Raw genomic sequence first — 25,183 nt, forward strand, 5'->3', positions numbered from 1 at the left:
CTTGGTTGGCACACATCCCGCGGCGCCCGGTCATGCCCGGCGCGCGCAGCCAAGTCTCCGGCAAGAAGCCCCCTTGTTGTTCAAGGGGGGCGCGCCGAAGGCGCGGGGATAAGGGGAAATGCGCGGACCGCCAAGCCGCTGCAAGCGGTGAAGGTGGTTGCAGCAGCAACCGAAAAAATTGGCCATGATCGGCTGACCCCCACGTCGTACGGCCCGCCCGTTCCGCCCGCCATGCCCGAATACCGTTCCCGCACCTCCACCGCCGGTCGCAACATGGCCGGCGCCCGCGCCCTGTGGCGCGCCACCGGCATGAAGGACGGCGACTTCCACAAGCCGATCATCGCCATCGCCAACTCCTTCACCCAGTTCGTGCCCGGCCACGTGCACCTGAAGGACCTCGGCCAGCTGGTCGCGCGCGAGATCGAACAGGTCGGCGGTGTCGCCAAGGAATTCAACACCATCGCCGTGGACGACGGCATCGCGATGGGCCACGACGGCATGCTGTATTCGCTGCCCAGCCGCGAGATCATCGCCGACGCCGTGGAGTACATGGTCAACGCGCACTGCGCCGACGCGCTGGTGTGCATCAGCAACTGCGACAAGATCACCCCCGGCATGCTGATGGCCGCGCTGCGCCTGAACATCCCGGTGGTGTTCGTCTCCGGCGGGCCGATGGAAGCGGGCAAGACCAGGCTGTCCGAGCACAAGCTGGATCTGGTCGATGCGATGGTGGTGGCCGCCGATGACAGCGCCTCCGACGAGAAAGTCGCCGCGTTCGAGCGCAGCGCCTGCCCCACCTGCGGGTCCTGCTCGGGCATGTTCACCGCCAACTCGATGAACTGCCTGACCGAGGCGCTGGGCCTGTCGCTGCCCGGCAACGGCACCACGCTGGCCACCCACGCCGACCGTGAGGCGCTGTTCCGCCGCGCCGGCCGCCTGATCGTCGAACTCTGCCATCGCTGGTATGGCGGCGAAGACCCCAGCGCACTGCCGCGCGGCATCGCCACCCAGGCCGCGTTCGCCAATGCGATGACCCTGGACATCGCCATGGGCGGCTCCACCAATACCATCCTGCATCTGCTGGCCGCAGCACAGGAGGCGGAGGTCGACTTCGACCTGACCCACATCGACGCGCTGTCGCGGCGCGTGCCGCAGCTGTGCAAGGTGGCGCCGAACACGCCGAAGTACCACATCGAGGACGTGCACCGCGCCGGCGGCGTGTTCGGCATCCTCGGTGAGCTGGACCGCGCCGGCCTGCTCGATACCACGGTGCCGACCGTGCACAGCGCCAGCCTGGCCGACGCGCTGGAACGCTGGGACGTGGTGCGCAGTGACAACGACACCCTGCATGCCTTCTTCAAGGCCGGCCCGGCCGGCATCCCCACCCAGGAGGCCTTCAGCCAGGCCACGCGCTGGCCGACCCTGGACATGGACCGCGCCGAGGGCTGCATCCGCTCGCTGCAGCATGCGTACTCACTGGAAGGCGGCCTCGCCGTGCTGCGTGGCAATCTGGCCGTGGATGGCTGCGTGGTGAAAACCGCCGGCGTGGACGAATCGATCCACGTGTTCGAAGGCCCCGCGCGTGTCTATGAAAGCCAGGACGCGGCCGTCGCCGGCATCCTCGCCGACGAGGTGCAACCGGGTGAGGTAGTGGTGATCCGCTACGAAGGGCCGAAGGGCGGCCCCGGCATGCAGGAAATGCTCTACCCGACCAGCTACCTGAAGTCGAAGGGACTGGGCAAGCAGTGCGCGCTGCTCACCGATGGCCGTTTCTCCGGCGGCACCTCGGGCCTGTCGATCGGCCACGTCTCGCCGGAAGCCGCCAGCGGCGGTGTCATCGGTCTGGTGGAGAACGGCGACCGCATCCGCATCGACATCCCGGCCCGCCGCATCGACCTGCTGCTGGATGAGGCCACGCTGGCCCAGCGCCGCGCCGACGCCGACGCGCGTGGCTGGAAACCGCGCGCGCCACGCCCGCGCAAGGTTACCAGCGCGTTGAAGGCCTACGCCCTGCTGGCCACCAGCGCCGACAAGGGCGCCGTACGCAACACCGCCCTGCTCGGCGATTGATGCCGATCCGGTAGTGCCGGCCGCTGGCCGCCATCTGGGAAAAGGGGACGGAGGGGATTAAGTCGTTTGTGCCTCAAACGACTTAATCCCCTCCGTCCCCTTTTTTCAGCCGATCACGCGCTTGAACGGCGGCAGCGCGTCGATGATGCGCTTGCCGTAGCGGCGGGTCAGCAGCCGCGAATCAAGAATGACCACGCGGCCGGTGTCGGTGGAGGTGCGGATCAGGCGGCCGGCGAACTGGGTCAGCGTGCGCAGCGCATGCGGAATGGCGATCAGGTTGAACGCGTTGAGCCCGCGTCCCTCGAACCACTCGCTGAGGGTGGCGGTCTGCGGGTCGGTCGGCACGGCGAACGGCACCTGGGTGATCACCACCGTGGTGCAGGCCTCGCCGGGCAGGTCGAGGCCCTCGCCGAACGAGTTCAGGCCGAACAGCACCGAGCCCTCGCCTGCCTCGACACGCCGCAGGTGTTCCTCGATCAGCCGGGTCTTGGACATCTCGCCCTGCACCAGCACCTGCTTGCGGCGCGCGGCCGGCATCAGCCCGGCCACCTTCTCCATCTTCCAGCGCGAGGTGAACAGCACCATCGAGCCCTTGGCCCAGTCCAGTTCGGTGTCCAGGTAGCGCGCCACTTCGCGCGGGTGGCCTTCGCGGTCGTCCGGCGTGACCGGGAACTTCGGCACGATCAGTTCGGCCTGGTTGGGCAGGTCGAACGGCGACGACAGCGAGACCATCTCGGCCTCTTCCGGAATGCCGTTGTCGATCGCCAGCGCCTGGAAGTCGCCACCGCCGGTCAGCGTCGCCGAGGTCATCACCACCGAGTCCACTTCATCCCACAGCAGCTTGCGCAGCACGTGCGCGGCCGACACCGGCGAACCGTGCAGCACCAGGTCGCCATCGCGGGTGGCAGTCACCCAGCGCGCCATCGGCGGCGCGCCGTCCTTGTCTTCGCGGCGCCACGCCTGCCACAGGTTGTACTGCTGCTCGATCATCTCCAGCGCCATGCCCAGGTTGCGCTGCAGGCGCTCGCGCGCGGCATCGTCCGGCTTGCCCTTGGCCACCTGCGTGGTGGCCGCATGCGCCCAGTTGTAGAGGCTGCGGGTATCGTCGGCCAGTGCCTCGATCGGCTCGCGCCAGGCCTCGGGCAGGCGTCCATTGGCCGCGCGCCACATCGGCTCTTCGTCCGCCGGCGCCGGCATCCACACCCGCTCGATGTGATCACGGAACGCGCGCAGCTGCTTGGCCACGTTGCTGGCGACTTCGATCGCTTCGTTGGGCAGCAGGTTGCCCAGCCGGTCCTTGTCGACCGCGCGGTACGCACCGGCGATCAAGATCTGCAGGCGGCCGGTGCGCTTGGCCATCTCGTCCAGCGCGAGGCTGGCCGCGCCCTGGTCGATCGCCACGTTGCCGATGTGATGGCCTTCGTCCAGCACCAGCAGCATGTCCGAGGGTGGCGCGATCAACGGCTGGCCGTTGTCGCTGTCACCGATCGACAGCGCCGACAGCAGCAGCGCGTGGTTGGTGACCACGATCTGTGCGTCGCGCACCGTATTGCGCGAGCGCAGCACCGCGCACTGCGCCGAATAGGCGCAGCGTCGCCCGGCACAACCCGAGGCCGGCGTGGTGATGCGGCTGCGCAGGCCGGGACTGATGGTCTCCGGCGCATTGTCGATATCGCCATCCCAGCTGCCGCTGGTGAAGGCGTCGGTCAGGCGTTTGGCGATGTCCATCTCGATCGGCGCCAGCGGCCGGTCGAACAGTGGCGCGTCATCCTCGAACATGCCGCCCTGCGAGCCCTCGCCCTGCGCCTCGGCGGCATTGCGCGTGCACAGGTAGCGGGTGCGTCCCTTGGCCAGCGCCACGGTCGCTTCCAGGCCGGTGGCCTTCAGGAAATTCGGGATATCGCGCTCGACCAGCTGCGACTGCAGCGCCACGGTGCCGGTGCTGATCACCAGCTTCTTCTTGGTGGCCAGCGCGATCGGCACGCCTGCGGTGAGGTAGCCCAGGCTCTTGCCGACGCCGGTCGGCGCCTCGACCACGCCAACGCCACCGCTTTTCGACAGCGCGCGCGACACCACGCCGATCATCTGGCTCTGCGAGCGACGGGTGGAGAAGCCGGGGGTGTTGGCCTGCAGCGTCGTGTACGCCTTGCGGATCGCGTCCTTCAAGGTGTCATCGAGCGTGCGCGGAGCGGCGACGGTTTCGGTCACGCCGGGAACTACCGTAGCTGGATCAGGCCGGTCATTGTCGCATGGCCGGCCGCGTTCACTGTTGCTGGCACCCTGAACGAGCCAGCGACGACGCCCGCCGGCGCGCACGGTCCGAAGCCCGCGCCGCACAAGGGCGAAACACGCCGGGCGTGGCCCGGCGCCAGCGCTCAGGCGACCGGGGCGGGACGGCTACGCAGCAGGCGCACCAGCGCCCACACCAGCAGCACCACGCCGATGGCCTCGACCATCGCCAGCGCGAAGTGCACCACGCCGAAGATGGCGCTCATGCCCGAGATGGCGCTGAAGTTGCCGCTGCTGACCAGCCACATCGGCAGCATGCCCGCCGCCAGGCCACCAAGGCTGGACAGCAGCAACAGCAGCAGGCCGACCAGCGCGCCGGTGCGGGTGGCATCGCGCGGCGCACCGACCACCCAGACCAGGCCGACGCACAGCGCGATCAGCACAGGCAGGCGCACGCCGACCATGCTCAGCACGGTCACCATCAGGGTTGTGCTGTCCATCGGTCAGTCCTCGCCGGCCAGCACGGCCGAGCCCTGGCGCAGCGACTGGTAGACCTCGCCGGTCTGCGGGCGCACGCCGTGCCACTGCAGGAAGCTCTCGGCGGCCTGCTCGACCAGCATGCCCAGGCCGTCGACGGTATTGCGGCACTGCGCCGCACGGGCCCAGGCCAGGAAGGCGATGGCCGCCTCGCCGTAGTTCAGGTCGACAGCAGTGGTCATCGAATTGACCAGCGACAGCGGCAGCTTGAACTCGACGTCGCGGTCGCGGCCAGCCGAGGTGGCATTGACGATCAGTTCGAAGTCGCCGAGGTCGCGCAGGTCTTCCCAGTAGCGGCTGATCGCACGGCCGGGCTCGCCCATCGCGTCGATCAGTTCGTCGGCGCGCTCCGGCGTGCGGTTGACCACCACCAGTTCGGTGATGCCGGCATCGAGCAGCGCCGGGGCGACGCTGCGCGCCGAGCCACCGGCGCCGATCATCAGCACGCGGCGACCGCGCAGGTCCAGGCCGTGGCGGTCGGTCAGGTCGCGCACCAGGCCGATGCCATCGGTGGTGTCGCCGTGCCAGCGGTCGCCCTTGCGCAGCAGTGTGTTGACCGAGCCGGCGCGGCGCGCGCGCGCGGTCAGCGTGGTGCACACCGAGAACGCGGCTTCCTTGTGCGGCAGGGTGACGTTGGCGCCGACACCGTCCTCGGCGGCGAAGGCCTCCAGTCCGGCCAGGAACGCATCCGGGGCCAGGTCGATCGCGCGGTAGTCGATGGCGATGCCTTCCTGGCGACCGAACGTCGCGTGGATCTGCGGCGACTTCGAGTGGGCAACGGGGTGTCCGAAGACGGCGTAACGGTCGGTCATGGAATCCTCAAGCTGGCTAGACTGATGCTCTTTCGTGCACGGAACCGGATGATGCGCATCACCCCGCCCCTGCTGGTGCTCGCCGCCAGTCTACTCTCTGCCCCCGTGGCGATGGCGTTGAACGAGTACGGCATCGAAGGCATGGGCGTGGTCTCGACCCGCGCCGACGAAGGTCGCGCCACGATCAGCGCCGATGGCCAGCGCATCGTCTTCGCCCGCCGCGGCGAGGCCGGCTGGGGCCTGTGGGAGGCGCGCGTGGTGGACGGTCGCTGGCAGCAGGCACAGGTACTGCCGGTAGGCGTGGCCGGTGAAGCCCGCGATCCCTACTTCAGCCGTGACGGCCGCTGGCTGCTGTTCGCGGCCGGCCGCGAGGGCGCGCTGGCGCTGTACCGCGCCGCGTTGGCCGCCGACGGCCGGCTGGGCCCGGCGCAGCCGCTGGCCGGTGACGGCGGGCGCCGGGAAGAGCGCGGGCCGGCCCTGAGCGCGGACGGCAAGCAGCTGTTGTTTGCCCGCCAGCAGGGCCGTGGCGCCGGCTGGGACCTGTTCGTGGCGACGCTGGATGCGCAGGGCCTGCGCGGCCCGGCCAGCGCACTGAGCGCGTTGAACAGCGCCGACGACGAGACCGACGGCGACTGGCTGGGCCAGGACGGCGCCGTGGTGTTCAGCCGCGGCAATGGCAGTACCGCGCAGGTCTGGAGCAGCGGCTGTGCGTGGAGCGGTGTAGCGCTGCAGCCGCTGGGGCTGTCGTTCAACCAGGCCGGCGGCTGGACCGGTGCGCCGGTGGTCGACAACGCCAAGCCGGGCGAGATGATGGTGGCCAGCAGTGCAGCGAAGGCGCCGCGTGCCGGTGGCGTGGACGTGTACCGGTTGGCGGTGCCGAAGGTGGCGGCGGTGGCCGGGTGCGCGCGGTAGATCCACGCCATGCGTGGATGAAACGCCCCGTCAGCGCGACAACACCTTGGCGCGCAACTGCTCGTACTCCATCTCGCTCAGCTGGCCGTTGTCCTTGCGCTGGTTCAACGCGGCCAGCTCGGCCTGCACGGTCGCCGGCAGCGCCTGCTCACGGGCCACGTGGCGGGCAGCGGAGAGCTGTTCCGGCGGGCGCTTGCCGGCCCGCCAGGCGGCGATGAAGACAGCGACGATGATGGCGCCGAACACCAGCGTACCGGTGCCCCAGATCAGCCATTGCACCCATCCCAGTTCGGGTCCCATCGCGCAGTCCTCCGTCTATCGTGGCGCTATTGTCAGCGCTCGCGCAGCCATCGCGCCACCTGCGGCGCGAAATAGGTCAGCACACCATCGGCGCCGGCCCGCTTGAAACCCAGCAGCGACTCCAGCACGCAGGCGCGTTCGTCCAGCCAGCCGTTGGCGAAGGCGGCCTTCATCATCGCGTACTCGCCACTCACCTGATAGGCGAAGGTCGGCACACCGAATGTCTCCTTCACCCGGCGCACCAGGTCCAGGTACGGCATGCCCGGCTTGACCATCACCATGTCGGCGCCCTCTTCCAGGTCCAGCGCGATCTCGCGCAAGGCCTCGTCGCCGTTGGCCGGGTCCATCTGGTAGGTCTTCTTGTCGGCCTTGCCGAGGCTGGCCGCGCTGCCCACCGCATCACGGAACGGGCCGTAGAACGCCGAGGCGTACTTGGCCGAGTAGGCCATGATGCGCACGTTGATGTGGTTGTCGGCATCCAGCGCACGGCGGATCGCGCCGATGCGGCCGTCCATCATGTCCGACGGCGAGACGATGTCCACACCGGCCTCGGCGTGCGACAGCGACTGCTTGACCAGCGCTTCGACAGTGATGTCGTTGAGCACGTATCCCTTGTCGTCGATGATGCCGTCCTGGCCGTGGGTGGTGTACGGGTCCAGCGCCACGTCGGTCATCACTCCCAGTTCCGGGAAGCGCGACTTCAGCGCGCGGATCGCACGCTGCGCCAGGCCGTCCTCGGCCCACGCCGCCGACGCGTCCAGCGACTTCAGCGACGGGTCGATCACCGGGAACAGGTCGATCACTGGAATGCCCAGTTCCAGCGCTTCTTCGGCCACCTTCAGCAGCTCTTCGATCGACAGCCGCTCCACGCCCGGCATCGACGGCACTGCGGTGCGGCCCGCCCGTTCGTGCACGAACACCGGGTAGATCAGGTCGTCGGTGGTCAGCGTGTTCTCGCGCATCAGGCGGCGCGAGAACTCGTCGTGGCGCATGCGGCGCGGGCGGTAAAGCGGGTGGGACATGGCAGGCTCCGAGGAGTGGCTATTGCAACAGGTAGCCCTGCGGCAGCAGGGGTTCGGGCAACGGGCGTTCGCCGAGCGCGTCGAGCTGGTCGATCTCGATCGTGCGCACCAGCGCGTCCAGCGGCAGGTCGTTCGGCTCCAGGCCGAACGGGTCTTCCATTTCTTCGCCCAGCTGGTCCAGGCCGAAGAAGGCGTAGGCCAGCACTGCCGACAGTACCGGCGTGCCCCAGCCCAGCGAGCTGGCCAGGCCGAACGGCAGCAGCACGCAGAACATCCATGCGCAGCGATGCAGCAGCAGGGTGTAGGCGAACGGCAGCGGCGTGGTGAGGATGCGCTCGCAGCCGGCCTGGATCGACGACATCGCGTGCAGTCGCTCTTCCAGCTGGGTGTAGAGGATCGGGTCGAGTTCGCCGGCGCGCAGGGCGTGGGCCAGCTCGGCAGCGATCATCGACAGCAATGCGTCGGGCACGTTCTCGCGCTGGCCCAGCTGCTCGCGCTGCGGCTTGTCCAGCCACGGCAACGCCGCCAGGGCCACGATGCGCCCGCGCAGGCGCGCGGCCAGCGCATGGGCAAAAGCCGTAGTGAGGTAGGCGATGCGGCGGCGGCGACCGGCGTCATCGGCCAGCAGCAGGTTCACCTGGCGGGCCAGCGAACGCGATTCGTAGACCAGCTGGCCCCACAGCTTGCGGCCTTCCCACCAGCGGTCGTAGCAGGCGCTGTTGCGGAAACTGAGGAAGATCGACAGCACCAGGCCGAGCAGCGTGAACGGCGTGACGGAAACGCGCTCGATGCCGGTCGGCGGCGCCAGCTCCACCACCGCGGCCACCGCGATGGACAGGATCAGGATGGCCAGCACCTTCGGCGCGATCGCTTTTACGATCGAGCCGCGCAGGATGTACAGCAGTTGCCAGCCGTGGGGACGGGGTCGGATGATCATGGGCCAGCCGCGCCGGGCGCGGATTCACAGGCACGCGGGGGGCTCGCGCAGCCGTTCATTGTACGCCCCTGCCCGGCCCGCGGCCGTGTACCTGCGACGCCCTGTCGCACCCGGCGATGCGGCTCAGATCACGCCGCCCCCCAGGCCCAGGCGCAGGATGCCGACCACCACCACGATGCCGTTCAGCACCAGCCCGGCCCAGGCCCGGCCGCGCTTGGTCGGGTGGGTGAACAGGATGCCCAGCGCGGCGATCACCGCGCCCACGGCGGCGAACGGGATCAGGAACCAGTTGCCCCAGCCCAGCAGCGGAATCAGCGCCAGGATCATCCACAACAGCGCCAGTACGCCCCACAACAGACTGATCACGCCCATTCCACTCTCCCGCCGTTGGTTCCTGTCTGTGCACCATAGTCGTTCCCGCCGTCGCCGCCTACTGCCGTTGGCGGGGCTGTCACCGGCACCGTGCTAGCGTGCCGCCGTGCCTGCTCTGGGCCGGGTGTTGGCGCCGATTCAGAGTGGCCCGCCGATGATCGCAACCAGTCCTACAGGGGTCGTGCCATGAACATCCGTTGGGCCGCGTTGGCGGCCATCCTGCTGGTCGCCGCTGGCTGTGCCAGCACCTCCAAGGTCATGCTGGGGCGCGCCCGCGCGCCGATCGATCCGGCACTGGTGCAGATCTATTCGACGCCGCCGGCCGGCTCCCAGGAAATCGCCCAGCTGGAATCGGCGTCTGCCGTGGGCTTCGGCACGCAGGGCCAGACCGATGCAGCGGTGGCGCGCCTGAAGCGCGAGGCCGCAGCGCTGGGCGCCAATGGCGTGGTGCTGATGGGCGTGGGCAGCAGCGGCTCACCGGTGGGCATGTCGGTGGGTGCCGGCACGTTCGGCTCGCATGTCGGCGGTGGCGTCGGCATCGGTATTCCGACTACGCAGAAGCGCGCCGCCGGCGTGGCGATCTGGGTGCCGAACCCGGAACCGCCGGCACGACTGCCGACGCAGGTGATCACCCCGCAGCGGTGACGCGGCAGCATCACCGCAGGTAGTGCCGGCCGCTGGCCGGCAACCTCAGGAATCCTCCCGACGTCAGGGGAATGCCGGCCAGCGGCCGGCACTACCGGGGGGTGTTCAGCGCTTGTACTTCGGCACGAACACCTTGTTCACCGCGTCGGCCAGCTGGTCCGGCGGCAGCAGGCCCTGGTCGAGCAGGAAGTTGTTGAACGCCAGGCGGTCGAACTTCGCACCCAGTGCCAGCTCAGTCTGCATGCGCAGTTCCAGGATACGGGTGTAGCCGTAGAAGTAGCTGCCGGCCTGGCCCGGCATGCGCACCATGTAGCGGTCCAGTTCCTGGGTGGCCATCGCCTTGGACAGGCCGACCTGCTCCATCAGCACGCGCTCGCCGTTGGCGCGGTCGGTCAGGCCGAGGTTGAGCATCGGGTCGAGCATCGCGCGTGCGGCGCGCAGCAGGCGGAACTGCAGGGCGATCATCTGCCCGTCCAGCGGCTCGTACGGCACCATCTCGGCCTCGGCATACAGTGCCCAGCCTTCCACGTTCACCGAATTGAACGCGAACATGGTGCGTGCCAGCGACACGCCGCGCTCGACCATCGCGGTGAACTGCAGTTCGTGACCCGGGCGACCTTCATGCGCACTCAGCGTCCACGCCGCCGCACCGAAGTTGAAGTCGTCGTACTGTGCGCCCGGGCCCGCGGCCGGGTTGCCCAGCGGCAGCACGAAGGTGCCCTGCTGCCCGGTGTTGTTGACCAGCGGCGCAGGCAGGAAATGCGGGGCCGGGCTGGCCGCGCTCTCGGCGGCCGAACCCAGGCGCATCTGCATGGCGCGCTTGGGCACGTCGACGATGGCGTGCTCGCGGATCAGCGGATCGATCGCATCGATCACCTTGCGGTAGTGGCCTTCCAGATGGTCGTCGGCGATCTTGTCGGCCTTCAGCGCGCGGATCACCGCCACCGGGTCGCTCGGGTCGGCCACCTTCAGGCCCTTGTCCTTCACCACCAGCGGCGCCAGCTGCTGCATCGCCGAGCGGGTTTCCATGAACTCCAGCTGCGCACGCTGCATCAGCAGCTTCGGGTCGATGTCGATGCCGACCTGCTTGAGCTGGTAGGCGTACAGCGGCGCCGGCAGCCGTGCGTCGGTGCGCGCCTTCGGCAGCACGGTCGAGCGCGTCCAGCTGGCGTAGTCCTTCATCTGCCCGGCCAGGGCCTTCATCGCTTCATCGGCGCCGGCGATCTGGTACTTCTTCAGCAGCGACTCGATGCCGCTGATGTAGGTCTCGACGTTGTCCAGCGACTGCTGCACTTCGATCTTCGTCGGCTGCAACAGGCTGCTGTCCTTCAAGCGCTCTTCGTAGCGCTGGCGGGCCAGCGTGGTGAACGCGGTGCCGCCCGGCTGCAGGCCGGCGTAAGCCTTGAGGCGGTCGATCGCCTTGGCCCGGCGCTCGGCCGGCACCTGGTCGGACAGCAGCAGGTTGAGGCCGCTGAACACCGTCTGCGGCGCGTCACTCCACGGCAGCAGGTACTTCTCGTTGAGCTCACTGCCTTCGATGTTCTGGTTGGCGGCGTGGATCATGATCTCCAGGTCCTGGCGGACGTTGGGATCCTGCTCGGTGGCCAGCTTCGCCTTCAGTTCGTCGCGGGCCTTGGCCATCGCGGCGCGGTAGCGCTTGCCGTTGTCCGCGCCGAGGTCGGCCACCTTGTCGTCGTAGCCGGGCACGCCGAAGAAGCCGGTTTCTTCCGGCTGGAACGGGCCCTGCGCATCGAGCAGGATCTGCGCCAGTGCGTTGCTGCGGGCGACCCAGGCCGGGCTGGCCGGTGTGGCGGCCTTGGCGGCGGGTGCCGCCAGCGCCGGCGGTGCGGACAGCAGCGGGGCGGCGGTCAGGGCCAGGGCAACGGCCAACGCGATCGGCTTCATGGTGCACTCCAGGACAGGGTTGCCCGCACCCTACGCGCTCAGCGCGGTGGCGACAATCGGCCGGAGGTCACAACGCTGCGGTCAGCGGGCATTCGCCGCGTTCGCGGCAGGCCTGCAGTTCGCATTCCTGCGCGGCCTCATCGTCATCCAGCGCAGTCAGGTCGAAGGTCTGCTTGTTCTCGCCCAGCACGTACATCACCGGGTAGTCCCACACGTCGTCACTGCGGGTGCCCTTCACGAACAACCGGCCGTGTGCGCGGGGACCTTCCAGGGCCACGGTCAGGCCGACATCGCGCTGGCCGTTGAGCGCGGTCTGCATGCTGCCCAGCGGCATCGATTCGGTACGCAGCGGCTCGCCGAAGGCTTCCACCAGTGCGATGCTGCAGCCGGCGCGACGCATCGCCTCGCGCATCGGTGGGCTCTCGCGTGCCGCCTCACTCCAGCGCAGCACGCTCCAGGCCACCGTGCCACCGGCCCCGGCCAGCACCAGCAGCACGGCCACGGGCATCGCCCAGCGCCAGTGGCGGGACCACCAGCCGGCGGGCTTCGGGCCGTGGGTGGGAATCGGCGGCGGCAGTGTCATCGGCGGGCTCCTTCCCGTCTGTATTTCAAGGCTTCAGGCAGCGCCCCAGGAAGGCTTCGGCCACACGGTAGCGATGCAGGGCATCGGCGCCGGACAGGCCATGCTTGGCACCCGGGTAGGTCATCAGCTCGAACGGCTGGCCGCGCTTCTGCAGCGCGCTCATCAAGCTGGTCGAATTGGTGAACAGCACGTTGTCGTCCGCCATGCCGTGGATCAGCAGCAACGGCGAGCGCAGCCCATCGATGTGGGTCAGCACGCGCGCTTCACGGTAACCGGCGTCGTTGCGCGCCGGCAGGTCCATGTAGCGCTCGGTGTAATGGCTGTCGTACAGGCCCCAGTCGGTGACCGAGGCGCCGGCCACGCCGCAGGCGTACTGGTTCGACGCCTTGGCCAGCAGCATCAGGGTCATGTAACCGCCGTTGGACCAGCCCTGCACGCCGATGCGCGCCGGGTCCACCCACGGCTGCTGCTTGAGCCAGGTCACGCCGCGCAGCTGGTCGGTCACTTCCACCGTGCCCTGCTTCCCGTACAGCGCACCACCGAAGTCGCGGCCGCGGCGCGGGGTGCCGCGGTTGTCCAGCGAGAACACTACGTAGCCCTGCTGGGCCAGGTACTGGTTGAACAGATGGTCGCCACGGCCGGGCCAGCTGTCGGTGACGGTCTGGCTGGCCGGGCCGCCATAGACATACACCGCCACCGGGTAGCGCCTGGACGGATCGAAGCCGGCCGGCTTGATCAGGCTGTAGTGCAGTGGCGTCTTGCCGTCGGCGGCGGTGAGCGTGCCGAACTCGACCGGGCGCTGCGCGTCGCGGTAGCGCGCATACGGGTGCTTGGGATCGGCCAGGTTGTTTTCCACCAGTGTGGCGATCTTCTCGCCGTTGGCGCGGAACAGCTCGATCTGCGGCGGCGTGGTGCTGTTGGACCAGCTGTCCACATAGACGCTGGCGTTGCGGGCGAAGCTGGCGCTGTGCATGCCCGGCGCCTTCGACAGGCGCTGCGGCTCGCCGCCCTGCAGCGATACCGCGTAGATCTGGCTTTCGCGCGGGCTTTCGATGCCGGCGCGGAAGTAGGCCTTGCCGGCCGTCTCATCCACCGCCAGCAGCTCGTCCACCGGCCAGTTGCCGTGGGTCAGCGCGGTGGTCTTGCCGTTGCTGTCGATGCGGTACAGGTGCTGGAAGCCGGTGCGCTCGGACGACCACAGCACGCTGCCGTCTTCAAGGAAGCGCAGGCTGTTGTGCAGCGGCACCCAGGTCGGGCTGGTCTCGTGGGCGAGTACGCGCTGGCGGTTGGAGTCGAGTGCCACTTCCACCAGGTCCAGCTGCTTCTGGTCGCGCGACTGGCGCTGGAAGCTCAGGTGCTGCGCATCGCGCCAATCGACGCGGGCCAGGTAGATGTCCTGTTCCTTGCCCAGATCGACCCAGCGCGGCTGTGCCTCGGCGGCCGGTGCGATCACGCCCAGCCGCACGCGCACGTTGGCGTCGCCGGCGGCCGGGTAACGCTGTTCGATCACATCGGTGCGGTCGGCGTAGACCTCGTAGCGCTTCTGCACCGGCACCGGTGCCTCGTCGATGCGCGCGAACGCGATGGCCGAATCGTCCGGTGCCCACCAGTAACCGGTGTGGCGGTCCATCTCTTCATCGGCGACGAACTCGGCCACGCCGTTGCCGATGGTGGTGCTGCCGTCGCGGGTCAGCTGCAGCTGCTTTCCACTGGCCAGGTCGATCACCCACAGGTTGCGGCCGCGGATGAAGCTGACGAAGCCGCCCTTGGGCGACAGCTTGGCGTCGGTGGCGAAGCCCTCACCGTGGGTCAGCTGGCGCACGGCCGCCGCCCCCTGCTGTTTGAGGTCGTACAGGTACAGCTCGCCGCCCAACGGGAACAGCAGGCGCTGTGCGTCCGGCGACCACTGGTAATCGACGATGCCGGTCATCGCGGCGATGCGCTGGCGCTCGCGGCGCGCCTTTTCCTCATCGCTGAGGGTCTCGGTGCCGGGCAGCACCACCTTGGAATCAACCAGCAGGCGGGTCTGGCCGCTGCCGATGTCGTAGGTCCACAGGTCCAGCTGATTGCGGTCGCTGTCCTTGCCGCGCAGGAAACTGACCTGCGAACCGTCCGGCGCCACCTTCGGCTTCATCAGGGTCGGGCCGGACAGCGGCAGCGGGCCGGTGATGGCTTCCAGGGTCAGCTTTTCGGCGTGGGCGGCGGTACTGGTGGCGAGCATGAGGGCAAGCGAAGCGAACAGGTGGCGCATGGAGGATCCCGGCAAACGGCAGGTCCGCCCGGCGGCGGGCGCGGGGCGGTCGTTCCCCCATCCTAACCAAGCCCGTGCAGGAAGGCAGCATGACCTTCTGCCCATGCTGCGGTGCTGGGGTCAGGGCCCTTTGCGTTGCAAAGGGATCCGACCCCGCGGCGGGTCAGCGCTGGCCGAACAGGTGCTTGCGCTCTTCGTCGCTGAGCGGCTTGCCGGCGTTCGGGTTCACCTGCTGGCGCAGCGCATAGGCGCGCTGGGTGGCCGGGCGCGCGGCGATGGCCTCGTGCCAGCGCTTGAGGTTCGGGAACGCGGCGAAGTCCACCGGCAGCTTGTCGTAGGCGCCGATCCACGGGTAGCTGGCCATGTCGGCGATGGTGTACTCGTCGCCGGCCAGGAAGGCGTGCTGGGCCAGGCGCTTGTCCATCACCCCGTGCAGGCGGCGCACCTCGTTGTCGTAGCGCTCGATCGCGTAGGGAATCTTTTCTGGTGCGTACACGTTGAAGTGGCCCATCTGGCCACTCATCGGGCCCAGGCCGGCCATCTGCCAGAACAGCCATTCCAGGGTGGTCACGCGGCCGCGCGGGTCGCTGGGCAGGAAGCGGCCGGTCTTCTCGGCCAGGTACAGCAGGATCGCACCGGACTCGAACACGCTCTGCGGGGCACCGCCATCGGCCGGGGCGTGGTCGACGATGGCCGGCATCTTGTTGTTGGGCGAGATGGCCAGGAACTCTGGCTTGAACTGGTCACCCGAGCCGATGTTGACCGGGTGGATGCGGTACTCCAGGCCGGCTTCCTCCAACAGCAGGGTCACTTTGTGGCCGTTCGGGGTGGGCCAGTAATACAGGTCGATCATGGCGTCGGCTCGGGGTGCGGAAAGGAACCTGAAGTCTAGTGCGTGAGTTGGGTTGGCACCGTCATGGCGGGCCGGTAACCTCGCGGCTCCCCCGAAACGCACTGTCCTGCATGAGCCACAGTCCTCGTCCCCTGTCCCCGTTGTCCTCGCTGATCTTCGCCTCGCGCTGGCTGCAGCTGCCGCTGTACCTGGGCCTGATCCTTGCCCAGTGCGTCTACGTGTTCCTGTTCGGCAAGGAACTGTGGCACCTGCTGTCCCACTCGGTGTCGATGGGCGAACAGCAGATCATGCTGATCGTGCTGGGCCTGATCGACGTGGTGATGATCTCCAACCTGCTGGTGATGGTGATCGTCGGCGGCTACGAGACCTTCGTCTCGCGCCTGCGCCTGGAAGGCCACCCGGACCAGCCGGAATGGCTGAGCCACGTCAACGCCAGCGTGCTGAAGGTGAAGCTGGCGATGGCGATCATCGGCATCTCCTCGATCCACCTGCTGAAGACCTTCATTGCCACCAGCGCGCTGAAGGGACTGCCACTGTGCAAGCCGGAACAATGGGCGGCAGCAGTGTCTTCGGCTTCGACCAGCTTCTACAACGCTGGCGTCGATACCTGCACGACCATGACCCAGGAAGGCGTGCTGTGGCAGACCATCATCCACTGCGTGTTCATCCTGTCGGCGATCGGCATCGCCTGGACCGACAAGCTGATGTCCAACGGCCACAGCAAGTCGCACGACAAGGCACACGACCACTGAGGTCGCCGCCGGCCACGACATGATCGCCGCGGCCCCACCCGGCCACCACCCCTTGTGCGGGGCGGTGGCCGGGATGCTAGATTGCATCCTCGCCGTTGCCGGCGGTGGCGTCGGGAAACGCCACCCTGCCGCGCCTGGACCACGGGTCCCGGCCATGCATATCAATGATTTACGTCACGTCGTCTTCTAAAGGGGAGCAGGATGTCGCACGTCTCAACGATCACCGCCGCGCGCCGGTGGCTGCCGGTTGCCTTGGCACTGGCGCTGGCCGCCTGCTCGGGCAAGGAAGAATCCGCAGCACCGGCTCCGGCCGCCGCCCCCACCGCCGCTGCACCGGCCGCACCGGTGGTCGCCGCCAAAGTGCAGTCGATGGGCACCGAGCAGCTGCGTGAGTCGGCCAGCCAGGCCCTGCGCGAGAACCGCATGTACGCGCCGGCCGGCGACAACGCCATCGAGTACTACCTCGCCCTGCGCGACAAGACCCCGGACGACGCCTCGGTGAAGAGCGCGCTGACCGACCTGCTGCCGTACACCCTGATCGCCGCCGAGCAGCACCTGGGGCGCGAGGACTACACCGAAGCGCAGCGGCTGGTGGCGCTGATCGAGAAGGTGGATGCATCCGCGCCGGCCCTGCCGCGCCTGAAGGACGGCCTGGCCAAGGGCGTGCAGAACGCGGCCAAGCGCACCGAGGCCGAAGCCGAGAAGGCCAAGAAGGACGCCGAGGACCGCAGCAAGCAGCAGACCGAACAGCAGCGCCTGGCCGAGCAGCGTGCCAAGGAAGCCGACGCGGCCAAGCAGATCGCTGCGCAGCAGGATGCCGCCCGCCGCGACAACGAGCGCCAGGAAGCCGAGCGCCAGGCCGCCGCGCGCCGCGAAGCCGAGCTGAAGCAGCAGCAGGCCGCCGCCCAGCAGGCCAGTGCCGCACGCCAGGCCGCGGCTCCAGCGGCCGCTGCGGCGCCGAACCTGCGCCCGGTCAGCACCCCGGCGCCGCGCTATCCGTCCGAGGCACTGCGTGCAGGCACCTCCGGCGAAGTGCTGGTGGAAATCACCGTCGGGACCGACGGTTCGGTGACCAACGCCCGTGTGCTGCGCGCAACGCCATCGCGCGTCTTCGATCGCGAGGCCATGAACGCGGTCAAGCGCTGGCGCTTCGAGCCGGTCAGCGCACCGGTCACCACCCGCCGGACCCTGGTATTCGCCCCGGGCGGCACCTGACCGCAAAAAGGGGACGGAGGGGATTAAGTCATTTCCGCCCCCCGCAATGAGGACACGGCCCGGCATGTCCGGGCCGTGTTCGTTTCAGGAGAGGCTGTCGATCAGGCGTTGCAGTGCCGGATCGCGCGCGGCCAGCACCTGGAACAGGCCCAGCGCATGCAGGCCCGGCAGCAGCCCACGCAGATCTGCTTCGGCGGTGACGCGGGTGGCGTCATCGCTGGCGGGGTCCTGCCAGTCACGGACGCTGGCGAGGAAGGCGCCGACGCTGCCCTTGCGCACGGTGAGGCCGTTTACCTGCACCTCGTTCTGATGGTCGGGAAGAATGTCCTGCGGCTGCATGGTGATGCTCCTGTGGGATCGGGAGCCCAGTGTGACGCCCGGTCATCGGCAGTTCTGCCGTATAACTGCCATTGGATATGGCAGATCAGACACCGACCGGCTTGATTGATCCGGCATTGGCGGACGCCGACGGCGGCCCCATCGTGCTGGCCGGCCAGCTGCGCGTGCCCGGGAGGCGGCGCACCGCCCGCCACCAACACCGGCGCGGTCAATTGCTGGGCGCCCATCAGGGCCTGTTGCGGATCGAAGCCGGGAATCTGCAGTGGCTGCTTCCGGCCGGGCACGTTGCCTGGATACCGCCGCTGCTGCCCCATGCGCTGCTCGGGGCAGACGGGTTCGATGGCTGGAGCCTGTACGTCCGCGCCGATGCCGGCCTGGACCTGCCCGCCGAGCCGCGCATTTTCCAGCCCAACGCGCTGTTGCAGGCAGCGATGACGCGCGCGCTGAGGTGGCCACACCAGGCACTGGACGCTGCGCAGGCACGCCTGGCCGGCGTCATCGCCGATGAGATCCGTGCCAGCACTCCCTTGCCACTTGCCCTGCCACAGCCGCGGGATCGCCGGTTGCGGCGGATCGCGGCGGCGCTGGCGCGTTCGCCGGACGACCTGCGCAGCGTCGAAGCGTGGGCAGCCGCCAGCGGACTGTCCAGCCGCAGCCTCGCCCGCCGTTGGCAGGCCGAAACAGGCATGGCCCTGGGCCAGTGGCGGCAGCGCCTGCGCGTGCTGCTGTCACTGCCACGCCTGCTGGCAGGCGAACCGGTGATCAGCGTCGCCCTGTCGATGGGCTACGACACGCCCAGTTCCTTCATCAACGTGTTCAAGCGCGAGATGGGGGTAACGCCCGCGCGGTACGCAAAAGGGGACGGAGGGGATTAAGTCGCTTCTGACTCCTCCGATACGCCTGCGCGGCATTACCTGATGCCCTACGCCACGGTGCCGATGCCAGGCTGAGGCCCCCTTCGACCTGGGAATCCCATGCCCCGACAAGCGCGCCTGATGCTGGCCGGCCAGGCCTATCACGTGATCCAGCGCGGTGTGAACAAGGGTGCGATCTTTGTCGACGACATCGACCGGCAACTGTTCCTGCATCTGCTGCACAGCGCTTTCCTCAAGCACCGCGTCGCACTGCATGCCTACGTACTGATGGACAACCACATCCACCTGCTGGCCACGCCATCCACGCAGCGTGGGCTGGCCGATGCAATGCGCATGCAGGGCAACAACTATGTGCAGGCTTTCAACCAGCGGCACGGCCGCACCGGTCCCCTGTGGCAGGGCCGCTTCCATTCCTCGATGATCGACAGCGACGCTTACCTGCTCAGCGTATACCGCTACATCGAACGCAATCCCGTTCGTGCCGGCATTGCGGTCAGTGCTGAAGATCATCCGTGGTCCAGCGTGCACGGCAACCTTCAACGACGCGATGACCCCATGCTGACCCCGCATCCCGCATTCAGAGCGTTGGCCGCGACCGCTCGCAACAGGACGGCGGTGTATGCGCGATTCCTGCGCGATGTGAATGCGTCCGCCGATCTGCCCGCAATCCGCAGTCATAGCGCCAAACAGCGTCCGTTGGGGGATGCTGCGTTCCTGCGGATGGTAGAGAAGACGCTCGGGCGCCCGGTGGCGATGCGAAGACAAGGCCGCCCGCGCAAGGAGGGGACGGGAGGGGCAGAAACGACTTAATCCCCTCCGTCCCCTTTTTGGGGTCAACCGGAGATGGCCAGGCGCTCGTTGTGGTAGCGGCGCACGGCGGCGAACCACAGCACGGCGGCCAAGCCGAGGCTGGCGCCGAGGTAGATCGCCCAGACTGCGGGGGTGATGGTCTCGTGGCGGATCACCTTCAGCAGCATCTGGTTCTGCGACAGGAACGGCACGGCGTACTGCCACAGTTCGCTCTTCAGCGGATAGGCCACCAGTGCGTAGCCGGGCAGCATCGGCAGCAGCATCAGCCAGGTCATGTGGCTCTGTGCTTCCTTCATGCTCTTGGCCGCGGCCGACAGGAAGGTCAGCAGCGAAGTACCGATCAGCAGCATCGGCAGCATCACCAGCAGCATCTGCAGCATCGAGCCGACGTTCATGTTGAACTGGCGGCCGATGTTGCCGGGTGCGATCTGCGCGCTCACCTTGAACGCGACCAGGGTCAGCAGCAGCGACACGAAACCGACCACGCAGGCGGCGGCGATCTTGCCGCTGACGATCGCGCTGCGCGAGCCCGGCGTGGCCAGCAGGGGTTCCAGCGACTGCCGCTCGCGCTCGCCGGCGGTGGCGTCCATCACCAGGTAGGCGCCACCGATGAACGAGGTCAGCGTCAGCAGTACCGGCAGCAGCATCGACAGGATCATGCCGCGCTTGGCCTCGGCACTGGCCAGGTCCTGGCGCGCCACGTCCAGCGGGCGTGCCACCTGTGCATCGATGCCGCGTGCCATCAGGCGCAAGGCACCGACCTGGCCGTTGTAGGTGGCCAGCGCCGCCTCCAGGCGTGCACTGGGTACCTCGGCCGCGCGACGCGTGCTGTCCTTGATCACCTCCACCAGCGCCGGCTTGCCCTCGGCCCAGTCCTTGCCGAAGTCCCCGCTGATGCGCAGCGCCACATCGATATCCTGGCTGCGGATGGCCTCGGCCAGGTCCTTCGGCGCCGGTGCGGCATTGAGGCCCTGTGCGGCGAGGAAGCGCACCAGGTTCGGCGCGTTCTCCGCGCCGATCGTCGGGATCTGCAACGGCTCCTCGATCTGGGTGCGCACCCGGCTCTCGGCCAGCTTGCCCATGCCCAGCAGCAGCACCGGGTACAGCAGCGGCCCGAACAGCAGGGTCAGCAGCAGCGTGCGGCGGTCACGCGACAGGTCGCGCAGTTCCTTGCGCATCACCGTCATCAGGGTCGACATCATGCTCATGCGTGCAGGCCCTCTTCGCTGCCGATCAGTTTCACGAACGCGTCCTCAAGATTGGCTTCACCGGCTTGTGCACGCAGTTCGTCGGCGCTGCCGGCGGCCATCACCGTGCCCTTGGCGATGATCACGATGTGGTCACACAACGCGCCCACCTCCTGCATGATGTGGCTGGACAGGATCACGCAGCGACCCTCTTCGCGCAGGCCCAGCAGGAAGCGGCGCAGCGCGCGCGTGGTCATCACGTCCAGGCCGTTGGTCGGTTCGTCGAGGATGACGTTGCGCGGATCGTGCACCAGCGCGCGGGCAATCGCGGTCTTGGTGCGCTGGCCCTGCGAGAAGCCATCGGTCTGCCGGTCGAGGATGTCGCCCATGTCCAGCGCGTGCGACAGCACCTCGATGCGTTCGCGGATGCGCTCGGCCGACAGGCCATGCAGCTCGCCGAAGTAGGCGATGTTCTCGCGCGCGGTCAGACGCTTGTAGACGCCGCGCGCATCGGGCAGTACGCCCAGGTGGCGACGTACCTCCACCGGATTGCCGGCGGCATCGATGCCATCGACGCTGATGCTGCCCTGGTCAGGGGTCATCAGCGTGTAGAGCATGCGCATGGTGGTGGTCTTGCCGGCACCGTTGGGGCCGAGCAGGCCGGTGATCTGCCCATCGCCGGCGCGGAAGCCGACGTTGGCGACGGCCTGGATGCGGCCCGTGCGGGTATCGAAGGCCTTGTGCAGGTTGTCGGCGACGATCATGGTTCCCATCCGTTGAACGAGGTGAACGCCGGCACGTAGCTCAGCGTGTCCAGGCAGCCGGCATCCAGCGCCTTGGCATCGGTCTTGTCGATGAACTGGCCGAGCAGCCGCGGCATGCAGCCGGCGGTCAACGTGCCATGGCCCTGGCCACGGGCGACCAGCGCACGGCCATTGGGCAGGCCCTTGAGCACCTGTGCGGCGTAGCGCGGGGGGGTCACCGGGTCCAGCTCACCGGACAGCAGCAGTGCCGGCACGTCGCTGCGCAGCGGCACGGCATCGGTTGCCGGCGCCGGACGGTGCGGCCACACCGGGCAGGCGGCGAAGAAGGCGCTGGCCACTTCGTTGCCGAACAGCCGCTCGGGGTCCTCGGCCGGCGCGTGGTAGCGCGGCGCATCCTCGCTGCAGATCACCGACCACTGCATGCCGCGGTTGATCTGGAAATCCATGCTGCGGTTCGCGCCGCGCGCCAGCGATGCCAACGGGGCATAGCGCCCGTGTGCGGCTTCATCCAGCACCAGTGGCAGCAGCGAGGAATACTGCGGCACGTAGGAGAAGGCGAAGGCCAGGCCGACCACGCTGTCCGGCGTCAGGACATCCTGCCGCGGTGCGTTGGTACCCGGGTCGCGATACTCGACCGAGACCGGTGCACGGCGCAGGGTGTCGACCACGCTGCGCAGCTGCACGCGGGTGTCGGTCGGGAAACGCTTGCTGCACGCGGCATCCTTGCGGCACTGCGCCGACTGCAGGGCGATCGCATCCTCGAAGGTGGTCGCGAAGTCGCCACCGACCACCAGCTCGTTCGGTACCACGCCATCGATGACGATGCTGCGGGTGTGCTGCCGATAGGCCCCGGCATAGCGCTGGGCCACGCGGGTACCGTAGGAGCCGCCAACCAGGTTCAGCTGGTCCACACCGAGCGCCGCACGCACCGCATCCAGATCGGCGATCGCCTCGGTGGTGGTGTAGAAGCGCGCATCGGCACGCCCCTGCAGCGATGCGGCGCAGCGCTGGGCGTAGTCGCGCAGCGATACCTCGGAAGGCGCGGCATCCTCGTCCATCTGCAGCGGCTTGCCGTCCGCGCCCAGGCAGCTGAGCGGGTTGGAGCCGCCGGTGCCGCGCTGGTCGATCAGGAACACGTCGCGCTGCTTGCGCACCTGGCGCAGTGCGGTATCGACGATGACCGCCACCTCGCTGGCCGCCTGGCCGGGGCCGCCGGCCAGGAAGAACACCGGGTCGGGCTGGCTGGCGCCGCTGCTGCCCGATTCCAGCCAGGCGATGCGCAGGCCGATCCGGCGGCCATCGGGCTGGGCCCGGTTCTCCGGCACCTGCAGGGTGGCGCACTGCGCCTCCACGTTGGCGCTGGCGCCTTCGGTGGACAACGTGCAGGGCTGGAAGTCGATCGTGCCGAAGCGGCGGCTGGGTGCATCGCTGGCGCTTCCGGCGGCGGCCGGCGGCGGCTGGCTGCACCCGGCAAGCATCAGGCTGGCCAGCATCCCGGCCAGCGCGAGGTGGTGTCTTTGCATCGTGCTCGTTTCCCCTGGAGGACGTTCCTGTCGACCACGACGGGCTGCCGTGGAAGATGTGACCCAACTTACACGGGCAGCGCGCCGACGGCGATGGGCAATGACGAATCCGCCGCCGACGGCGCGCAGACCTGGCAGTCCCGCGCTCGGCCTTGGCCCGTGCAGGGCGGCATCGGCGGCGGCCAGCAGCACCCCAAGGGCCAGTGTTCCGGCCCGACGGCGATGCGGGGTCTGAAAACGGCGAGCACGGCGACCGGCGCATGCGCACAATCCGCGGAAAACCCAAGGAGACGCCCATGCACGCGTGGTACCTCGGCGGCATCGACCACCGCCCGTTCCTGCACCTGTTCGAGATGAGCGACAGCGCGCTCGCCACGCTCGGCATCCAGCGTCGCTGGGCCGGCGCCAACGGCGGACATCCCTGCCGGATCAGCCTGAGCGACCCCGCGCCTGGCAGCGAGCTGCTCCTGCTGTCCCACGTCCACCTGCCGCTGCATTCGCCGTACCGCGCCGCCGGCCCGATCTTCGTGCAGCGCGGCGTGACCCGTTGCGTCCTGCCGCCGGGCGAGGTGCCCCCGTATGTGCAGCGCCGGATGATCTCGATGCGTGCCTATGACCACGCCGCGCTGATGTGCGGTGCCCAGGTCTGCGCGGGCACCGAGGTGGCCGACCACCTGGATGCACTGTTTGCCGACCCGTCGGTGGCGTTCGTGCAGCTGCACAACGCGGCGCATGGCTGTTTCTCGTGCCAGGCAGATCGGGTGGCTAGCGGGACTGCGTCGCGTGATCTCCATGACGTGATCGATGCCACGCCGGTCACGTGACGTCCAGCGCATCCGTTCAGCCCTGCGTGAAGCCTGCGGGAAGGGCTTCACATGCGCAGTCACGGATCGGCACTGCGATGGTTCCGTCGCCTGCAGTGCGACTCGATACTCGCCGTGGTGCCGCCGAAAGTCCGCCGCGCAGCGCAGCTCCTGCGGTCACCGTTCCCTTTCGACGACCACAAGGATGCGCCATGTCATTCCGATCCCCACCGCTGTTGCTGGCCACCTCGTTCGCCGCTGCGGGCCTGTGCCTGGCCGGCAACGCGTTCGCCCACGGCACGATGACCACGCCGGTCAGCCGCGTCTATGCCTGCTTCCAGGGCAATCCCGAGAATCCGACCAACCCGGCCTGTGCCGCGGCCAAGGCCATCGGCGGTTCACAGGCGTTCTACGACTGGAACGGCATCAACCAGGCCAACGCCAACGGCAACCATCAGGCCGTGGTGCCCGACGGGAAGCTGTGCAGCGGCAACAACCCGACCTTCCGCGGCCTGGACGTGAACCGCAGTGACTGGCAGACCACGCCGATCCAGGCCGATGCCAATGGCAAGTTCACCTTCGTGTTCAAGGCGACCGCACCACACGCCACGCGCGACTGGCGCTTCTTCGTCACCCGCGAAGGCTGGCAGCCGGGCAGCCCGCTGCGCTGGGCCGACCTGCAGGAGTTCTGCATGCTGGGCAATACGCCGCTGTCGGCCGACGGCACCTACAAGCTTCAGTGCACATTGCCGCAGCGCACCGGCCAGCATGTGATCTACAACACCTGGCAGCGCTCGGATTCGACCGAGGCGTTCTATACCTGCATGGACGTGCGCTTCCAGGGCGGCGGAGGGACCGCACCGGCACCGCAATGGCAGGACGCCGGCCCGGTCACCGCACGCAGTGAGCTGCCGGTTGGCACGACGCTGGCGCTGCGCGTGTTCAACGCCAACGGCAATGACGTCGAACGTGTGGAGGCCACCCTGGCCAACGGCCAGACCGCACCCGCGCAGTGGCCGTTGGTGCTCGCCCGCAAGGTCAATGCCAGTGCCCAGCACGCGCGCGTGGGCGTGCTTGCCAATGGCGTGATCACGCCGACCGCCTCGGCCACCGACAACCGCGTGTACCTGAAGGACGGCAACCGCTTCCAGCTCGATACCCAGGTGCCCGACCCGGGTACACCGTCACCGGGCGGTGATTTCGACCACGTGTACCCGGCGGGCATCGGCAGCTATGTGCCGGGCCAGACCGTGGTGAAGGGCAGCGACGGCAAGCTGTACGCCTGCCGCCCGTTCCCGGAAGGTGCATGGTGCAACGTCAACGCCGAGGCGTACCGGCCGGGTGTGGGTGCGGCCTGGCGCGATGCGTGGATTGCATACTGAGACCGGGTACAGGGAACGGTGGCAGAGCGCCGTTCCCTGCATAGCGTGAGACGCGCCAGCGCGTGAGTGTGAAGCCGTTCCCATATGCAACCACGCGATGCTTTT

The 25,183-nt window shown here is 68.5% G+C and carries 24 protein-coding genes; 9 read left to right on the top strand and 15 right to left on the bottom strand.

All coding sequences use genetic code 11. The annotated features are described in order from the left end of the window. Positions 1–231 precede the first annotated feature (231 nt). A complete protein-coding gene (ilvD, locus tag VG561_RS19325) occupies positions 232–2,070 on the top strand; it encodes a dihydroxy-acid dehydratase (protein ID WP_032959069.1) in 1,839 nt (612 codons plus the stop codon). Positions 2,071–2,175: 105 nt separating this feature from the next. Here the strand turns inward: ilvD and dinG are convergent, their stop codons facing one another. The 3 genes from dinG to aroE all read right to left on the bottom strand — a co-directional run bounded on the left by dinG (position 2,176) and on the right by aroE (position 5,648). Further along, a complete protein-coding gene (dinG, locus tag VG561_RS19330; RefSeq protein WP_049404916.1) occupies positions 2,176–4,278 on the bottom strand; it encodes an ATP-dependent DNA helicase DinG in 2,103 nt (700 codons plus the stop codon). 167 nt (positions 4,279–4,445) lie between these two features. Next, positions 4,446–4,799 carry a hypothetical protein gene (locus VG561_RS19335; RefSeq protein ID WP_014648789.1) on the bottom strand — a complete coding sequence of 118 codons (354 nt, stop codon included), beginning with the start codon at positions 4,797–4,799 and terminating at the stop codon, positions 4,446–4,448. A 3-nt stretch (positions 4,800–4,802) separates the two neighbouring features. Next, positions 4,803–5,648, bottom strand: a complete 846-nt coding sequence (aroE, locus tag VG561_RS19340) for a shikimate dehydrogenase (protein ID WP_014648790.1) — start codon at positions 5,646–5,648, stop codon at positions 4,803–4,805. Positions 5,649–5,696: 48 nt separating this feature from the next. Between aroE and VG561_RS19345 the strand changes: the two genes are divergently transcribed. Further along, entirely contained in the window at positions 5,697–6,560 is an 864-nt protein-coding gene (locus VG561_RS19345; protein ID WP_014648791.1) for a TolB family protein, read from the top strand. A gap of 30 nt (positions 6,561–6,590) precedes the next feature. Here the strand turns inward: VG561_RS19345 and VG561_RS19350 are convergent, their stop codons facing one another. From VG561_RS19350 to VG561_RS19365, 4 genes are all read right to left on the bottom strand, one after another. After that, entirely contained in the window at positions 6,591–6,860 is a 270-nt protein-coding gene (locus VG561_RS19350) for an SHOCT domain-containing protein (protein WP_142235051.1), read from the bottom strand. 32 nt (positions 6,861–6,892) lie between these two features. Then, positions 6,893–7,882: a porphobilinogen synthase gene (gene hemB / locus VG561_RS19355; protein ID WP_014648793.1), complete on the bottom strand. Its 990-nt coding sequence runs from the start codon at positions 7,880–7,882 to the stop codon at positions 6,893–6,895. 19 nt (positions 7,883–7,901) lie between these two features. Beyond that, positions 7,902–8,819: a bestrophin family protein gene (locus tag VG561_RS19360; protein WP_049404914.1), complete on the bottom strand. Its 918-nt coding sequence runs from the start codon at positions 8,817–8,819 to the stop codon at positions 7,902–7,904. A 123-nt stretch (positions 8,820–8,942) separates the two neighbouring features. Further along, the gene (locus VG561_RS19365; protein WP_005420185.1) at positions 8,943–9,191 is read right to left on the bottom strand and encodes a hypothetical protein; all 249 of its coding nucleotides are present in this window, start codon (positions 9,189–9,191) and stop codon (positions 8,943–8,945) included. Positions 9,192–9,377: 186 nt separating this feature from the next. Here VG561_RS19365 and VG561_RS19370 point away from each other — a divergent pair, with 186 nt between their 5' ends. Continuing rightward, complete coding sequence (locus VG561_RS19370; protein ID WP_005420187.1) at positions 9,378–9,836, top strand: hypothetical protein; 459 nt, start codon at positions 9,378–9,380, stop codon at positions 9,834–9,836. A 105-nt stretch (positions 9,837–9,941) separates the two neighbouring features. Here the strand turns inward: VG561_RS19370 and VG561_RS19375 are convergent, their stop codons facing one another. The 4 genes from VG561_RS19375 to VG561_RS19390 form a co-directional block, all read right to left on the bottom strand. Next, entirely contained in the window at positions 9,942–11,741 is a 1,800-nt protein-coding gene (locus tag VG561_RS19375; protein WP_053495951.1) for a DUF885 domain-containing protein, read from the bottom strand. A gap of 67 nt (positions 11,742–11,808) precedes the next feature. After that, on the bottom strand, positions 11,809–12,324 hold the full coding sequence (locus tag VG561_RS19380; protein WP_142235050.1) for a cytochrome c oxidase assembly factor Coa1 family protein: 516 nt from the start codon (positions 12,322–12,324) through the stop codon (positions 11,809–11,811). 25 nt (positions 12,325–12,349) lie between these two features. Next, entirely contained in the window at positions 12,350–14,575 is a 2,226-nt protein-coding gene (locus tag VG561_RS19385; RefSeq protein WP_423179902.1) for a S9 family peptidase, read from the bottom strand. Between the two features lie 163 nt (positions 14,576–14,738). After that, positions 14,739–15,428 carry a glutathione binding-like protein gene (locus VG561_RS19390; RefSeq protein ID WP_014648797.1) on the bottom strand — a complete coding sequence of 230 codons (690 nt, stop codon included), beginning with the start codon at positions 15,426–15,428 and terminating at the stop codon, positions 14,739–14,741. A gap of 110 nt (positions 15,429–15,538) precedes the next feature. Between VG561_RS19390 and VG561_RS19395 the strand changes: the two genes are divergently transcribed. Then, on the top strand, positions 15,539–16,180 hold the full coding sequence (locus tag VG561_RS19395; RefSeq protein WP_019661669.1) for a TIGR00645 family protein: 642 nt from the start codon (positions 15,539–15,541) through the stop codon (positions 16,178–16,180). A 201-nt stretch (positions 16,181–16,381) separates the two neighbouring features. Next, the gene (locus tag VG561_RS19400) at positions 16,382–17,395 is read left to right on the top strand and encodes an energy transducer TonB (RefSeq protein WP_014648799.1); all 1,014 of its coding nucleotides are present in this window, start codon (positions 16,382–16,384) and stop codon (positions 17,393–17,395) included. 84 nt (positions 17,396–17,479) lie between these two features. Here the strand turns inward: VG561_RS19400 and VG561_RS19405 are convergent, their stop codons facing one another. Continuing rightward, positions 17,480–17,734: a hypothetical protein gene (locus tag VG561_RS19405; RefSeq protein ID WP_032959056.1), complete on the bottom strand. Its 255-nt coding sequence runs from the start codon at positions 17,732–17,734 to the stop codon at positions 17,480–17,482. A gap of 77 nt (positions 17,735–17,811) precedes the next feature. Here VG561_RS19405 and VG561_RS19410 point away from each other — a divergent pair, with 77 nt between their 5' ends. Continuing rightward, a complete protein-coding gene (locus VG561_RS19410; RefSeq protein WP_423179903.1) occupies positions 17,812–18,609 on the top strand; it encodes an AraC family transcriptional regulator in 798 nt (265 codons plus the stop codon). 99 nt (positions 18,610–18,708) lie between these two features. Beyond that, on the top strand, positions 18,709–19,419 hold the full coding sequence (locus tag VG561_RS19415) for a transposase (RefSeq protein ID WP_032959053.1): 711 nt from the start codon (positions 18,709–18,711) through the stop codon (positions 19,417–19,419). 23 nt (positions 19,420–19,442) lie between these two features. Here the strand turns inward: VG561_RS19415 and VG561_RS19420 are convergent, their stop codons facing one another. From VG561_RS19420 to VG561_RS19430, 3 genes are read right to left on the bottom strand one after another with little or no spacing between them, the layout of a single operon-like run. Next, positions 19,443–20,627 (bottom strand): ABC transporter permease, encoded by a 1,185-nt coding sequence (locus VG561_RS19420; RefSeq protein ID WP_053496393.1) that lies wholly within the window; start codon positions 20,625–20,627, stop codon positions 19,443–19,445. Further along, a complete protein-coding gene (locus VG561_RS19425; protein WP_049442045.1) occupies positions 20,624–21,370 on the bottom strand; it encodes an ATP-binding cassette domain-containing protein in 747 nt (248 codons plus the stop codon). Before VG561_RS19425 ends, VG561_RS19420 begins: the two co-directional genes overlap by 4 nt. Beyond that, on the bottom strand, positions 21,367–22,893 hold the full coding sequence (locus VG561_RS19430) for an alpha/beta hydrolase (RefSeq protein ID WP_423179904.1): 1,527 nt from the start codon (positions 22,891–22,893) through the stop codon (positions 21,367–21,369). The genes VG561_RS19425 and VG561_RS19430 overlap by 4 nt, the downstream gene beginning before the upstream one ends. 296 nt (positions 22,894–23,189) lie before the next feature. On the opposite strand from VG561_RS19430, the gene VG561_RS19435 reads away from it, so the two are divergent. Then, entirely contained in the window at positions 23,190–23,717 is a 528-nt protein-coding gene (locus VG561_RS19435; protein ID WP_423179905.1) for a DUF1203 domain-containing protein, read from the top strand. A 191-nt stretch (positions 23,718–23,908) separates the two neighbouring features. Next, positions 23,909–25,078 carry a lytic polysaccharide monooxygenase gene (locus VG561_RS19440; RefSeq protein WP_423179906.1) on the top strand — a complete coding sequence of 390 codons (1,170 nt, stop codon included), beginning with the start codon at positions 23,909–23,911 and terminating at the stop codon, positions 25,076–25,078. Positions 25,079–25,183 lie beyond the last annotated feature (105 nt).

This window comes from Stenotrophomonas sp. CASM110, from assembly GCF_049384345.1.
Classification (GTDB): Bacteria; Pseudomonadota; Gammaproteobacteria; order Xanthomonadales; family Xanthomonadaceae; genus Stenotrophomonas; species Stenotrophomonas muris.

Coding starts and splice junctions, on each gene's coding strand:
- ilvD (WP_032959069.1), top strand. CDS start 232: ATGCCCGAATACCGTTCCCGCACCTCCACCGCCGGTCGCAACATGGCC.
- VG561_RS19335 (WP_014648789.1), bottom strand. CDS start 4,799: ATGGACAGCACAACCCTGATGGTGACCGTGCTGAGCATGGTCGGCGTG.
- aroE (WP_014648790.1), bottom strand. CDS start 5,648: ATGACCGACCGTTACGCCGTCTTCGGACACCCCGTTGCCCACTCGAAG.
- VG561_RS19345 (WP_014648791.1), top strand. CDS start 5,697: ATGATGCGCATCACCCCGCCCCTGCTGGTGCTCGCCGCCAGTCTACTC.
- VG561_RS19350 (WP_142235051.1), bottom strand. CDS start 6,860: ATGGGACCCGAACTGGGATGGGTGCAATGGCTGATCTGGGGCACCGGT.
- hemB (WP_014648793.1), bottom strand. CDS start 7,882: ATGTCCCACCCGCTTTACCGCCCGCGCCGCATGCGCCACGACGAGTTC.
- VG561_RS19360 (WP_049404914.1), bottom strand. CDS start 8,819: ATGATCATCCGACCCCGTCCCCACGGCTGGCAACTGCTGTACATCCTG.
- VG561_RS19365 (WP_005420185.1), bottom strand. CDS start 9,191: ATGGGCGTGATCAGTCTGTTGTGGGGCGTACTGGCGCTGTTGTGGATG.
- VG561_RS19370 (WP_005420187.1), top strand. CDS start 9,378: ATGAACATCCGTTGGGCCGCGTTGGCGGCCATCCTGCTGGTCGCCGCT.
- VG561_RS19375 (WP_053495951.1), bottom strand. CDS start 11,741: ATGAAGCCGATCGCGTTGGCCGTTGCCCTGGCCCTGACCGCCGCCCCG.
- VG561_RS19380 (WP_142235050.1), bottom strand. CDS start 12,324: ATGACACTGCCGCCGCCGATTCCCACCCACGGCCCGAAGCCCGCCGGC.
- VG561_RS19385 (WP_423179902.1), bottom strand. CDS start 14,575: ATGCGCCACCTGTTCGCTTCGCTTGCCCTCATGCTCGCCACCAGTACC.
- VG561_RS19390 (WP_014648797.1), bottom strand. CDS start 15,428: ATGATCGACCTGTATTACTGGCCCACCCCGAACGGCCACAAAGTGACC.
- VG561_RS19395 (WP_019661669.1), top strand. CDS start 15,539: ATGAGCCACAGTCCTCGTCCCCTGTCCCCGTTGTCCTCGCTGATCTTC.
- VG561_RS19400 (WP_014648799.1), top strand. CDS start 16,382: ATGTCGCACGTCTCAACGATCACCGCCGCGCGCCGGTGGCTGCCGGTT.
- VG561_RS19405 (WP_032959056.1), bottom strand. CDS start 17,734: ATGCAGCCGCAGGACATTCTTCCCGACCATCAGAACGAGGTGCAGGTA.
- VG561_RS19410 (WP_423179903.1), top strand. CDS start 17,812: ATGGCAGATCAGACACCGACCGGCTTGATTGATCCGGCATTGGCGGAC.
- VG561_RS19415 (WP_032959053.1), top strand. CDS start 18,709: ATGCCCCGACAAGCGCGCCTGATGCTGGCCGGCCAGGCCTATCACGTG.
- VG561_RS19420 (WP_053496393.1), bottom strand. CDS start 20,627: ATGAGCATGATGTCGACCCTGATGACGGTGATGCGCAAGGAACTGCGC.
- VG561_RS19425 (WP_049442045.1), bottom strand. CDS start 21,370: ATGATCGTCGCCGACAACCTGCACAAGGCCTTCGATACCCGCACGGGC.
- VG561_RS19430 (WP_423179904.1), bottom strand. CDS start 22,893: ATGCAAAGACACCACCTCGCGCTGGCCGGGATGCTGGCCAGCCTGATG.
- VG561_RS19435 (WP_423179905.1), top strand. CDS start 23,190: ATGCACGCGTGGTACCTCGGCGGCATCGACCACCGCCCGTTCCTGCAC.
- VG561_RS19440 (WP_423179906.1), top strand. CDS start 23,909: ATGTCATTCCGATCCCCACCGCTGTTGCTGGCCACCTCGTTCGCCGCT.